Source organism: Methylocystis sp. S23 (assembly GCF_054106005.1).
Genome location: NZ_CM134185.1, coordinates 1,338,284 through 1,350,356 on the forward strand (window position 1 = coordinate 1,338,284; position 12,073 = coordinate 1,350,356).

Genomic DNA, 12,073 nt, shown 5'->3' on the forward strand with positions numbered 1-12,073 from the left:
TTTGGAGTGGCGGAAGCCACTAATTAGGGCGGCCGCGCGGAGCCGCCAGCCCGGAACGCTCCTGTTTCACCGCACCAGAATATTCTTGAACTGCCAGGGATCGCTCTCGTCTATGTCCTCCGGGAAGAGGCCGGGGCGGCCGTCGAGGGGCGTCCAGTCGGTGTAATAGCCCTTTACCGGGCCGAGATAGGGCAATTGCACCTCGAGGCAGCGCTTGTAATCCACCTCGTCGGCCTCGACGATGCCGGCTTCCGGATTCTCCAGCGCCCAGACCATGCCCGCAAGAGCAGCGGAGGAGACCTGGAGGCCCGTCGCATTCTGATAGGGCGCGAGGTCGCGCGTCTCCTCGATCGAAAGCTGCGAGCCGTACCAATAAGCATTCTTGGCGTGGCCGAAGAGCAGCACGCCGAGTTCGTCGACGCCGTCGACGATCTCATTCTCGTCGAGAATCTTCCAGCTCGGCTGCGCCCTGCCGGCGGCGCCGAACATTTCATGCAGGCTCAGCACGGCGTCGTTCGCCGGGTGATAGGCGTAATGGCAGGTCGGGCGGTAGACGACCTTGTCCCCGTCGCGCACGGTGAGATAATCGGCGATCGAGATCGCCTCATTATGCGTGACGAGGAAGCCATATTGCGCGCCGGGCGTCGGGCACCATGTGCGCACGCGGGTATTGGCGCCGGGCGAGAGCAGATAGATCGCCGCGCCGCAGCCCGTCGAATGGGTGCGGCCGATGTCGGGCAGCGATTTCTCATGCGTGCCCCAGCCGAGCTCCGCCGGCTGCATGCCTTCCGAGACGAAGCCCTCGACCGACCAGGTGTTGACGAAGACGTCTCTCGGCTTGGGGTCGCGCGCGCGCTGCGTGTCGCGCTCGGCGATATGGACGCCCTTCAGCCCGAGTTTCTGCGCCAGCGCGCCCCATTCGGCGCGGGTCGCCGGCTCCTTGTCGAGGACGCCCGTGTCCCTGGCGATGTCGATGAGCGCCTGCTTCACGAACCAGGACACCATGCCCGGATTGGCGCCGACGCAGGAGACGGCGGTGGAGCCGCCCGGATTCTTGCGGCGCTCCTCGAGGATCGTCTCGCGCAGGGCGTAATTGGTGCGGGCGTCGTTGCCCATCTTCTTGTCGAAATAGAAGCCCGGCCAGGGCTCGACGACCGTGTCGACATAGAGGCAGTTGAGCTCGCGGGCGAGCTGCATGATCGCGAGCGAGGAGACGTCGACCGAGAGATTGACGACGAAGCCCTGCCCGCCGCCATTGGTCAGCAGCGGCGTGAGAAGCTCGCGATAATTTTCGGGGGTCAGCTTCTCCTTCAGGAAGGCGACGCCGCGCTCGTCGAGCAGGCGGCGATGCGCGTCCACGGGATCGATCACCGTGAAGCGGCTCTTGTCGAAGTCGAAATGCCGTTCGATGAGAGGCAAGATGCCGCGCCCGATGGAGCCGAAGCCGATCAGGACGATCGGGCCGGTGATTTTGCCATAGACGGGCCAGACGGACATGGGCGCAAACTCCTGCCTGCGGGGTGAATATTGCGCCGCGATAAAGCAGGGGAGGCCGTCTTAATCAAGTCCGGCGCCGGAAAGCCCGGAAATCCGCGCCGCCGCATCCTTGCCTCGACATGCTTGCCTCGACATGGGCTCGTGCGGAACGGCGCCGCGGCGAATGATCCCGGTCCTTGCCCCGCGTCCGCCGGCGCCCTTGATTATGACAAACACATGACCACAGTTGAGCGGCCTCGACAGACAGAGGTCAAGCCATGGCGCATTCGGTTCCGTCTTCAGATCCCAAGGCAGGTCCGCATCCGGCCCTGCATGTGATCGAGGCGCCGCCGCCCGAGGCTCAAAAGGCGAAGCCCGTCGCGCTGCTCTCGACAGACTCGGCCGAGGACGCCGCCGTCTGCGTCCTTTCCGCCGCGCTCGATCATTTCGAGGCCAATCTCCCGGCTTTCAACGCCCGGCAGGCGCCCGAAAGCGTGCATCAGATGCGCGTCGCGCTTCGGCGGCTGCGCGCGGCGATCGGGCTGTTCAGGGACGCGCTTTCCGGCCCGGCGCTCGACGCCGCCCGCGACCGCGCGAAGACGCTTGCGGGCGTTCTCGGACAGGCGCGCAATTGGGACGTTTTCCGCGAGATGCTCGAAGGCGGGCCCGCGCGGGCGCTCGCCGGCGAGCCGAGCCTCCATGCGCTGCTCGACGCGCTGGAGCGCAATCGCGCCAAGGCCTATCGCGCCGCGCAGGAGGCGCTCGCCGATGCGGGAACGGCGAGCTTCGTCGCGGATTTTCGCAAAGCCGTCGCCGAGCGAGACTGGACCGCGGCCCCTGGCGCGACGGAGGAAGGCTCGGCGCGGGATTTCGCGCGAGGCGCGCTGACAAAGCTGCGCAAGCGCGTGCTGAAGAAATCGAAAGGCCTCGCCGGGCGCACGCCCGAAGAGCGTCACGAGCTCCGCATCGCGCTGAAGAAGGCGCGCTATGGCGCGGAGTTTTTCGAGAGCCTCTTTTCGCACCAGCAAGAAGCCGCGGACTTTTCGGCCGCGCTGGCCAGGATGCAGGACGGTCTCGGCGTCTTTAACGACATGGGGACGGCGAACGCGCTGCTCGACGAGATCGACGCCGAAGGCGGCGCGGCGTTGCGCGCCTCGGGCTTCGTGCGCGGCTGGTTCGCCCATGCGGCGCAGGCCGGCGCGGCGCATGCGAAGAAGAGCGAGAAACGGCTGAAGGCGCTCGCGCCGTTTTGGAGGTGACCCGGGACGTCACGCCCGGAGGGCCGCTTTGCTCATGCTTTCCGCCGTCATTGCGAGCGAAGCGAAGCAATCCAGGGGCGTCGACGCGGCTCTGGATTGCTTCGTCGCTTCGCGCCTCGCAATGACGGCGTAAAATGAATGCCCTCCTAAAAGCCCGCCAATTCGTGCGACACAGGCTGCTAAAGCTTTCTTTTCAACTCATACAGCGCCGCAAGCGCCTCGCGCGGGCTTAATTGATCGGGATCGATCTTCGCCAGCGCCTCGCGCAGCGCGTCCTTGGGCCGCGCGGCCTCGACCACATGCTTGAACAGCGGCAGATCGTCGATCAGCGCCTCGACCGGCGCGCGGCGGTCGGCGGCCTCCAGCTCCGCGAGAATGGCGTGGGCGCGGGCGACGACGCTCGCCGGCAGGCCCGCGAGCTGCGCCACATGCACGCCATAGGAACGGTCGGCGGCGCCCGTCACGACTTCATGCAGAAACACCACCTCGCCCGCATGGTCCGTCACCTTCATGGTGAGATTGACGAGCCGCGCCAGGCGCTTCGTCAGTTGCGTCAACTCATGGAAATGCGTGGCGAAGACGGCGCGCGAGCGATTGACCTCGTGCAGATGCTCGATCGTCGCCCAGGCGATGGAAAGGCCATCAAAGGTCGCCGTGCCCCGTCCGATCTCGTCGAGGATCACGAGCGAGCGCGGCGTCGCGCAATTGAGGATCGCGGCGGTTTCGACCATTTCCACCATGAAGGTCGAGCGCCCGCGCGCGAGATCGTCCGAAGCGCCGACGCGCGAGAAGAGCCGGTCGACGACGCCGATGCGCGCCTCGCTCGCCGGCACGTAGGAGCCCGCCTGCGCGAGCAGCGCGATGAGCGCGTTCTGGCGCAGGAAGGTCGATTTGCCCGCCATGTTCGGGCCGGTCACGACCGCGATGCGGCCGGCCCCGTCGCCCGAGAGATTGCAGTCATTCGCGGCGAAGGCCTTGCCCTGGGCCTCAAGCGACGCTTCCACGACCGGATGGCGCCCCCCGACAATGTCGAAGTCGAGCGAGCGATCGACATGCGGGCGCCTCCAGTTGCGCTTTTCCGCGACCTCGGCGAGCGCGCTCAGCACATCAAGCCGCGCAAAGGCTTGCGCCAGCGCCTGAAGCGCGTCCGCGCGCGCGAGGATGTCCGCGGACAAGGCGTCGAAGATCGCGAGCTCACGCGCCAGGGCGCGATCGGCGGCGGAAGCGATCCTGCTTTGCAGATCGGCGAGTTCGCGCGTCGAGAAGCGCATGGCGTCGGCCATGGTCTGCCGATGCGTGAAGGTCTCGTCGAAGGGCGGCCGCAAGAGCCTCTCGCCCTGCGCCGCCGGCGCCTCGAGGAAGAAGCCGAGAAAATTATTGTGCTTGATCTTCAGCCTGATCCCTGTCGCCTCGGCGTAGCGCGATTGCAGCGAGGCGATGACGGCGCGGCTCTCGTCTCGCAGCGCGCGCGATTCGTCGAGTTCCGCGTCGCGGCCTTCACGCACGAAATCGCCCCCCCGCTTGTCGAGCGGCGCATTGTCCTTCAGGCTGCGCGCGATCTCCCGCGCGAGCCCCGCATCGGCGCTTGCGAGCGTCGCGACGTCGCGCGAGACTTCGGGCGGCCCCTCCGCGCCGGCGAACAAATCCGCGAGGCCGCGCGCGGCGGAAAGCGCGGCGCCGACGCTCGCGAGATCGCGCGGGCCGCCGCGCTGCAAGGACAGGCGCGACACGGCGCGCGCGAGATCGGGCGCGCGCGCGAGCCTCGCCCGCAGCGCCGCGCATATATCCGGCCTCTCCAGAAAGAAGGCGACGGCGTCGAGCCGCGCGGCGATGAGCGCGGGATCGGTCGAGGGCGCGGCGAGTCGCTCCGCGAGCAGCCGCGCGCCGGCGGAGGTCACGGTGCGGTCGACGACCGAAAGCAGCGACCCCTCGCGCGCGCCCGAAAGCGTGCGCGTCAGCTCCAGATTGGCCCGCGTCGCGGCGTCGATGTCGAGCGCCGCGCTCTCGCGCAGGCTCACGGGACGCGCAAGCGCCGGGCGGCTCCCTTTCTGCGTGCGCTCGACATAGAGGATCGCGGCCGCCGCCGCCGCAAGCTCCGCTTCGCTGAGCGCGCCGAAACCGTCAAGCGTCGTGACGCCATAGAAATCCATCAGCCGCCGCGCCGCGTCGCCCGCCTCGCGCCCGAGCGGCGCAACCGGCGCGCGGAGAGCGGCGAAGATCGCGGCGAGCGTCTCCTCGCGGCAGAGCGTTTCGGCGGCGACGATTTCTCGCGGCTCGAGACGCGCGAGCGTCGAGGACAACTCCCCCTCCGCGCATTCGGCCACCGCGAAGGCGCCCGTCGAAATATCGACGCTCGCGACGCCATAGCGCCAGGCGCCGTCGCCGCGCATGCGCGCGACGGCGGCGAAGGCGTTGGCGCGAGCGGGATCGAGCAGCGCGTCTTCGGTGATCGTGCCGGGCGTGACGAGCCGCACCACGTCGCGCTTCACGACCGATTTCGCGCCGCGCTTCTTCGCTTCGGCGGGGTCCTCGATCTGCTCGCAGACGGCGACGCGATGGCCGAGCGCGATGAGCTTTTGCAGATAGTCGTCGGCGCGCTCGACCGGCACGCCGCACATAGGAATGTCCTCGCCCAGATGCTTGCCGCGCTTCGTCAGCATGATGCCGAGCGCGCGCGCGGCGACCTCGGCGTCGTCGAAGAACAATTCGTAAAAATCGCCCATGCGGTAGAAGAGCAGGCAGTCGGCGTTCGCCGCCTTGATCTCGATATATTGGGCGATCATCGGCGTCGCGCGCGCCGCCGCGCCGGCCTGATTCTGGGCTCTCTCGCTCATGGCCGCACTTTAGCCGCGCCCCGGCGGCGGCGCCATTCGCGAGCCCGTTCTAGCTGTGGAACGGAAAGAAAAACCCCGGATCGAAGATCCGGGGTTCTTTTCGCTACCGCCAGAGCGCCAGCAGGATGATGATGGGGATTGGCACGCCGAGCAGCCAGAGCAAAATCGAACGGCCCATTTTTGCCTCCTACCAGCGCATGAGCGCGGAAAGTCCGAGATTTTCGTCGCGATGGCGCCCGCCGAGCGTCGCGCCGCTCCATGCCGAGGCGGCCGCGAGCGCCATGGCCGCCGTGGCGATGAAGCTCGCAATGATCCCGGCCTTGCGAGCCTTGTCGGCGAGCTCCTTAGCGCGGGCGTTGTCGTCCGCCACCTGCCGCGCGACGGTCTCCACGCGGGAGCGGGCGTCGGCGGGGCTGAGGCCCGTGCTCGAGGCGAGCACGTTTTGCAGATAGGCGCGATCCTCGTCGCTGATCTGGCCCGTGGCCTGGCCGCGCGCGATGATGCGCGAGACGATCTGGCGGGTGTCGGCGGTCGTCGCGATGGGGACCGCGGGCGTGGGCGTCCCGGGACGCGCCGTCGGCGCGGCCGGGCGGCCCGTATCGCCGTCGCCGCGCATCAGGGCGTCGACGCGGTAATCGACCGGGTTGACGACGAGGCCGGTTCTCTGCGCCTGCTGGGCGGCCGTATCGACGCCCATCCTGCCGAGATTGTAGAGCGAGGAGCCCAAGGCGAGCGCGACGATGAGCATGGAGGTCGCCCAGACGGTGAGCCCATGCGCGCCGTCGCGCACCTCCGCCTCGTCGCGGGGAACGTCGACATTGCGCCGGCGCAGGCGCCCGCAGACATAGCCGCCCGCCGCATAGGCGGCGACCGTCACCCACAGCACCCAGAGCGCCAGCGCGATGGCGTGGGTCAGAGGCGAGGCGCCTTCGTAGGGCGAAGCGAGCGACAGGCCGACGCCGGAGCCGAAGGCGGCCATGACAAAGGAGATCGCCGTCGCCACCGCGACGCCCGCGAGAATGGCGCCCCAATCGACGGCGGTGAAAAAGGCCGCGCGCTCCGTCGCGGAGGCGGGCGGCGTCGGCGCATAGCCGGGCCGGATGGCGTCGGTCATGGCGGCCCCCTATCGCAGGCCGAGCAGAGACAGGACCGCCATGACGATCACGATCAAGCCGACGATGTAGATGATGTTGTTCATCCCCACCTCCATAGCGGCGCGCAGGGGCGCCGGACGCGAAAGAGATGCGGAAACGCGGGGTGGGAGGGGATTGTTCCGAGCGGGTGGGTGGGTGATCTGAGGAGCTTAAGGCCGCGCGGGGCGCCCCAAGCCAAGCGCGCGGCGCGCGTCGGCGCGCCGCTTCCGGTCCGATATCGTCCGAGAACCGCTTGTGAATCCCGCCCGCCCCCGGCTATGCTGCGCCGCAATCAGAAAAGGCTTGCCCCAATGAAAGAGAGCATCGGCGATCGCCCCGTCTTCACGGAGAAGGAGGCGCTGCTCTTTCATTCGCGCGGGCGCCCCGGAAAGCTCGCCGTGGTCTCGACCAAGCCCATGGCGACGCAGCGCGATCTCTCGCTCGCCTATTCGCCGGGCGTCGCCGCGCCGGTCCTGGCCATCGCCAGGGACCCTTCCCTCGCCTTCGATTACACCACGCGCGGAAACATGGTCGCCGTCATCACCAACGGGACGGCGATTCTGGGCCTCGGCGATCTCGGACCTCTCGCGGCCAAGCCCGTCATGGAGGGCAAGGCCGCGCTCTTCAAGCGCTTCGCCGACATCGACTCAATCGATCTCGAGGTCGACGCCAAGGACGTCGAGGATTTCATCAACGCCGTGCGCTATCTCGGCCCCTCCTTCGGCGGCGTCAATCTCGAGGACATCAAGGCGCCCGAATGCTTCGTGATCGAAGAGCGGCTGCGCGAAATGATGGACATTCCCGTCTTCCATGACGATCAGCACGGGACCGCGATCATCTCGGCGGCCGGGCTCGTCAACGCGCTGCTGCTGACGGGCCGCGACATCAAGAATACCAAGCTCGTCTGCAACGGCGCCGGCGCCGCCGGCATCGCCTGTCTCGACCTCGCCAAGGCGCTCGGCTTCGATCCGCGCAACATCACGCTCTGCGACACCAAGGGCGTCGTCTATCGCGGGCGCGCGGAAGGGATGAACCAATGGAAGAGCGCCCATGCCGTGGAAACGAAAGCGCGCACGCTGTCCGAGGCGCTGGAGGGCGCCGACGTCTTCTACGGCCTTTCGATCGCGGGCGCGCTGACGCCCGACATGCTGAGGAGCATGGCGCCCGAGCCGATCATCTTCGCCATGGCCAATCCCGATCCGGAGATCACGCCGGAAGAGGCGCGCGCCGCGCGGTCCGACGCGATCATCGCCACGGGACGCTCGGACTATCCCAATCAGGTGAATAACGTCCTGGGCTTTCCCTACATCTTTCGCGGCGCGCTCGACGTGCGGGCGAAGACCATCAATATGGAGATGAAGATCGCGGCCGTGCAGGCCCTCGCCGATCTCGCGCGCGAGGACGTGCCGGACGAGGTCGCGAACGCCTATCGCGGCGCGCGCCCGCGTTTCGGCCGCGACTATCTCATCCCCGCGCCCTTCGATCCGCGCCTCATCCATGTCGTGCCGCCGGCCGTGGCGCGCGCGGCGATGGAATCGGGCGTGGCGCGCCGGCCGATCATCGACATGAAAGCCTATCGCCACGAGCTTTCGGCGCGGCGCGATCCCATCGCCGGGCTCATGCAGACCATCTATGAGCGCGTGCGGCGCGAGCCGAAACGCGTCGTCTTCGCGGAGGGCGAAGAGCAGCAGGTCATTCGCGCGGCGGTGATATTCGTCAATCAGGGATTGGGAACGGCGGTGCTCGTCGGGCGCGAGGACCGTGTCAGGGCCAACGCCGCCAATGCCGGCGTGGAGCTCGTCGACGGCATCGAGATCCACAACGCCAAGCTCTCCCATCGCAACGCCGTCTATGCGCAGTTCCTGTTCGAGCGGCTGCAGCGCAAGGGCTTCCTGCTGCGCGACTGCCAGCGCCTGATCAATCAGGACCGCAACCATTTCGCCGCCGCCATGGTGGCGCGGGGCGACGCGGATGCGATGGTGACCGGCGTCACGCGCCATTTCTCGAACGCGCTGGAGGAAGTGCGCCGCGTGGTCGATCAGAAGCCGGGCCATCGCGTCATCGGCGTCTCGCTCATTCTCGCCAAGGGCCGCGTCGTCGTCGTCGCCGACACGGCCATCACCGAGCTTCCCGAGGCGGAGGAACTCGCCGAAATCGCCATCGAGGCGGCGGGCGTCGCGCGCCGCATCGGCCTCGTGCCCCGCGTGGCGATGCTCGCCTTCTCGACCTTCGGCTATCCGCCGGGCGAGCGCACCGAGCGCGTGCATCAGGCGGTGCGCGTGCTCGATTCGCGCCGCGTCGATTTCGAATATGAGGGCGAGATGGGCGCGGACATCGCGCTCAACAGGGAATTGATGAGCGCCTATCCCTTCTGCCGGCTGAAGGACACGGCGAATGTGCTCATCATGCCAGCCTTTCACTCCGCGGCGATCTCGACAAAGATGCTGCAGGAGCTGGGCGACGCCACCGTGCTCGGCCCGCTCATCGTCGGCCTCGACAAACCCATTCAGATCACCCAGCTCGGCGCGACCGATACGGAGATCGTCAATATGGCGGCGCTCGCGGCCTTCTGTCTCGGCGGATAGATCGCACGGCGCCGGGGCGGCGTCGCCCGATTACGGAAAAGCGTGGTCGACGATGCTTGCGGCGTCATTGCGAGCCGAAGGCGAAGCAATCCAGAGCGCCCGGGTCGCGCTGCGATTGGCGGAACCGATTCCAAAGCGCGCGCGCCGGGAAACGGCTCTCGCTCCTCGATGACGGGGGCCGACCGGGGACAGAGCCGGTTTCAGAGATTGAGCGGCGGAAACATGCTCGACATGCGCGAGGCGCCGAAGAAGCCCACGGCGAAATGAATGAGAAGCGTGGCGGCGCCGAAGCCGAAGGCGAAGAGACCGAAATTCTCCGTCGCGTCTCTCATGCGGCGCCGGATCGGAATTTCGCGTCTTCGCGCCGCCCGGAACGCCTGGACCTCCGGCTTCGCCGCGACCGCCGCGACATTGCTGTCAAAGGAAAATCGAATCCGGCTCATGGCGACGAACCCCATAGCGAATGCGGTTTGTCCGTTCGTAGTCGAACCAGAAAACAACGCGCCCTTTAACGGCGGCCCAAACAAACGGATAAAATTTTACGCCCCGTGGCGGATTTGAAAATTCCATGAAATCGACGCGACGCGCTCGCGTAAAAAAGATGGCCGGGCGGGCCCGGCCATGCGTCACGCTTCCCCGAGCCGCTTCGTCACTGCGCGGCGAGCTTGATCTCGGGATAGGCGCAGCGTTCGTCGCTCTTCTGGTCGACATGGAGATGCGCCGGCGGCTCGACAAAGGCGATGCCGAGCGTTTGCCACACATCGACCATCGCCTCGACGAGCTGCGCAATATGCTCATGCGTGTGGCGCGGCGTCGGCGTGATGCGCAGGCGCTCCGACCCCTTGGCGACGGTCGGATAATTGATCGGCTGGATGTAGATATTGTGGCGCGAGAGCAGCAGGTCGCTCGCCGCCTTGCACAGCTCCGCGTCGCGCACCATCACCGGCACGATATGCGAGCCGTTCTCCAGAATGGGCAGGCCGGCCGCCGCGAGCGCGTGCTTCGTGATATGGGCCGCGCGCTGATGCGCCGCGCGCAAATCGGTCCGGCGCTTGAGAAGCCGGACGGAGGCGCAGGCCGCCGCCGCGACGGCGGGCGGCAGGGCCGTCGAGAAGATGAAGGCGCCCGCATAGGAGCGAATCGCGTCGATGACCATGGCGTCGCCGGCGACATAGCCGCCGATCACGCCGAAGCCCTTGGCCAGCGTGCCCTCGATCACATCGATGCGGTTCATCACGCCTTCGCGCTCGCAAATGCCGCCGCCGCGCGCGCCATACATGCCGACGGCGTGGACTTCGTCGACATAGGTCATGGCGCCGTAGCGCTCGGCCAGCGCCGCGATCTCGCCGACCGGAGCGATATTGCCGTTCATCGAATAGAGGCTCTCGAACACGACGAGCTTCGGCCGGTCGCCGGCCTCGATCAGCAGCTCCTCGAGATGGGCGAGATCGTTATGGCGGAAGATCTTGCGCTCGGCGCGCGAGCGCTTCACGCCCTCGATCATGGAATTGTGATTGGATGCGTCGGAGAGGATGACGCAGTTCGGCAGCAGGTCGGCGACGGTCGAGATCGCCGCGAGATTGGAGATCCAGCCCGAGGTGAAGACGAGGGCGGCCTCCTTGCCATGGAGATCGGCAAGCTCGCGCTCAAGCTCCACGATGGCGTGGCTGGTGCCGGAAATATTGCGGGTGCCGCCCGCCCCGGCGCCGACCCGCGACGCCGTGTCGACCATGGCCGCGATCACTTCGGGATGCTGGCCCATGCCGAGATAGTCGTTGGAGCACCAGACGGTGACGTCCTGGACGCTGCCGTCGTCGCGATGCCACCTGGCGAGAGGGAAGGATTCGACGTCGCGCTCGAGATGCACGAAAACGCGATAGCGGCGCTCGTCCTTCAGACGGGAGACGGCCGCCTCGAAATATCGCCCATACACCATTTACGGAACCCTTCGATCCTTGATGCCCATCAAACCCGGCGGAAGGCCCCGTCCTGCCTGCCGCCTTGTTTGGACGTTTTCTTACATAGCCGATCCTGAGCCGGAATGCGAGCGACGGATTGCCGCGTATTAGCAAAGCCTTCCGCCGAGGCGCCATACCCGCTGGCCCGCGGAGTCATGGCGCCACAGCCCCTCGCTCTTTTCGGATTGTGCGGCCGCGCAAGGCGGCGGCGCCCCTGGGCTCCTATCTGTCGCCCAAACCGGCGTGCGCGGCCTGAGCCTGGGGAGCGGTCGCGTGCGACAAGGAGACGGAGGAATGGCCATGGGCGAGATGATCCTGGTTCAGGGCGAAGAGTTTACGGAGAGCGGCCGCTTCGCGTCGCTGCCGACCGAAACGGTCTTCGCCTATTGCAGCTTCGAGGATTTGGAGATCAGCAAGCCCAGCGTCGAGGGCGCCATAATCGGCTGCAACTTCACGCAGGTCGAATGGTATTGGGAGCTGTTCAACGCCGCGCTGATCTCGCGCGCCGTTTTCGAGGACTGCGTCTTTCGCGGCTGCTCCTTCCGGGGCGTGGATTTCATCGACTGCGCCTTCACGCGATGCCGCTTCGCGCTCGACAATCTCGGCGGGGCCTGCGTGTTCGACGATTGCCGCCTGGTGGGCTGCGTCTTCGAGAACTGCGAATTCGTGAAGGACGAGCGGCCAGGCCGGGGCGAGCGGCTTTTCGGCAAGAACCGCTTCTATGATTGCGTCCAGCGAGGATCGCGAGGGGAGCGGCCGCCTTTCTAGTGGTTTCCGTCACTCGAATCGCTGGCCTTTTTGTTGATGTTTTCCGCCGTCATTGCGAGC

General features: G+C 67.1%; 8 protein-coding genes. 3 read left to right on the forward strand and 5 right to left on the reverse strand.

Translation table 11 applies throughout. From position 1 onward, the window contains the following. Positions 1-66 precede the first annotated feature (66 nt). Complete coding sequence (locus tag ACV7JP_RS06760; RefSeq protein ID WP_457798458.1) at positions 67-1,497, reverse strand: homospermidine synthase; 1,431 nt, start codon at positions 1,495-1,497, stop codon at positions 67-69. A gap of 257 nt (positions 1,498-1,754) precedes the next feature. Here ACV7JP_RS06760 and ACV7JP_RS06765 point away from each other — a divergent pair, with 257 nt between their 5' ends. Beyond that, positions 1,755-2,735: a CHAD domain-containing protein gene (locus ACV7JP_RS06765; RefSeq protein WP_457798459.1), complete on the forward strand. Its 981-nt coding sequence runs from the start codon at positions 1,755-1,757 to the stop codon at positions 2,733-2,735. A gap of 179 nt (positions 2,736-2,914) precedes the next feature. Here the strand turns inward: ACV7JP_RS06765 and mutS are convergent, their stop codons facing one another. Both mutS and ACV7JP_RS06775 read right to left on the reverse strand, forming a co-directional pair. Further along, the gene (mutS, locus tag ACV7JP_RS06770) at positions 2,915-5,569 is read right to left on the reverse strand and encodes a DNA mismatch repair protein MutS (protein WP_457798460.1); all 2,655 of its coding nucleotides are present in this window, start codon (positions 5,567-5,569) and stop codon (positions 2,915-2,917) included. Positions 5,570-5,756: 187 nt separating this feature from the next. Then, positions 5,757-6,683 carry a hypothetical protein gene (locus ACV7JP_RS06775; RefSeq protein WP_457798461.1) on the reverse strand — a complete coding sequence of 309 codons (927 nt, stop codon included), beginning with the start codon at positions 6,681-6,683 and terminating at the stop codon, positions 5,757-5,759. Positions 6,684-7,013: 330 nt separating this feature from the next. On the opposite strand from ACV7JP_RS06775, the gene ACV7JP_RS06780 reads away from it, so the two are divergent. Beyond that, positions 7,014-9,287, forward strand: a complete 2,274-nt coding sequence (locus ACV7JP_RS06780; protein WP_457798462.1) for an NADP-dependent malic enzyme — start codon at positions 7,014-7,016, stop codon at positions 9,285-9,287. A gap of 200 nt (positions 9,288-9,487) precedes the next feature. Here ACV7JP_RS06780 and ACV7JP_RS06785 read toward each other — a convergent pair whose 3' ends face one another. Next, positions 9,488-9,730: a hypothetical protein gene (locus ACV7JP_RS06785; RefSeq protein ID WP_457798463.1), complete on the reverse strand. Its 243-nt coding sequence runs from the start codon at positions 9,728-9,730 to the stop codon at positions 9,488-9,490. Between the two features lie 206 nt (positions 9,731-9,936). Then, positions 9,937-11,223 carry a 5-aminolevulinate synthase gene (gene hemA / locus ACV7JP_RS06790; RefSeq protein WP_457798464.1) on the reverse strand — a complete coding sequence of 429 codons (1,287 nt, stop codon included), beginning with the start codon at positions 11,221-11,223 and terminating at the stop codon, positions 9,937-9,939. 316 nt (positions 11,224-11,539) lie between these two features. Between hemA and ACV7JP_RS06795 the strand changes: the two genes are divergently transcribed. Continuing rightward, positions 11,540-12,013, forward strand: coding sequence for a pentapeptide repeat-containing protein (locus tag ACV7JP_RS06795; protein WP_457798465.1), 474 nt, complete (start codon positions 11,540-11,542; stop codon positions 12,011-12,013). Positions 12,014-12,073: the final 60 nt, after the last annotated feature.

Excerpts from the sequence above, each read along its gene's own strand:
- ACV7JP_RS06780 (WP_457798462.1), top strand. The coding sequence starts at position 7,014 with ATGAAAGAGAGCATCGGCGATCGCCCCGTCTTCACGGAGAAGGAGGCG.
- ACV7JP_RS06775 (WP_457798461.1), bottom strand. The coding sequence starts at position 6,683 with ATGACCGACGCCATCCGGCCCGGCTATGCGCCGACGCCGCCCGCCTCC.
- ACV7JP_RS06765 (WP_457798459.1), top strand. The coding sequence starts at position 1,755 with ATGGCGCATTCGGTTCCGTCTTCAGATCCCAAGGCAGGTCCGCATCCG.
- ACV7JP_RS06795 (WP_457798465.1), top strand. The coding sequence starts at position 11,540 with ATGGCCATGGGCGAGATGATCCTGGTTCAGGGCGAAGAGTTTACGGAG.
- ACV7JP_RS06760 (WP_457798458.1), bottom strand. The coding sequence starts at position 1,497 with ATGTCCGTCTGGCCCGTCTATGGCAAAATCACCGGCCCGATCGTCCTG.
- ACV7JP_RS06785 (WP_457798463.1), bottom strand. The coding sequence starts at position 9,730 with ATGAGCCGGATTCGATTTTCCTTTGACAGCAATGTCGCGGCGGTCGCG.
- hemA (WP_457798464.1), bottom strand. The coding sequence starts at position 11,223 with ATGGTGTATGGGCGATATTTCGAGGCGGCCGTCTCCCGTCTGAAGGAC.
- mutS (WP_457798460.1), bottom strand. The coding sequence starts at position 5,569 with ATGAGCGAGAGAGCCCAGAATCAGGCCGGCGCGGCGGCGCGCGCGACG.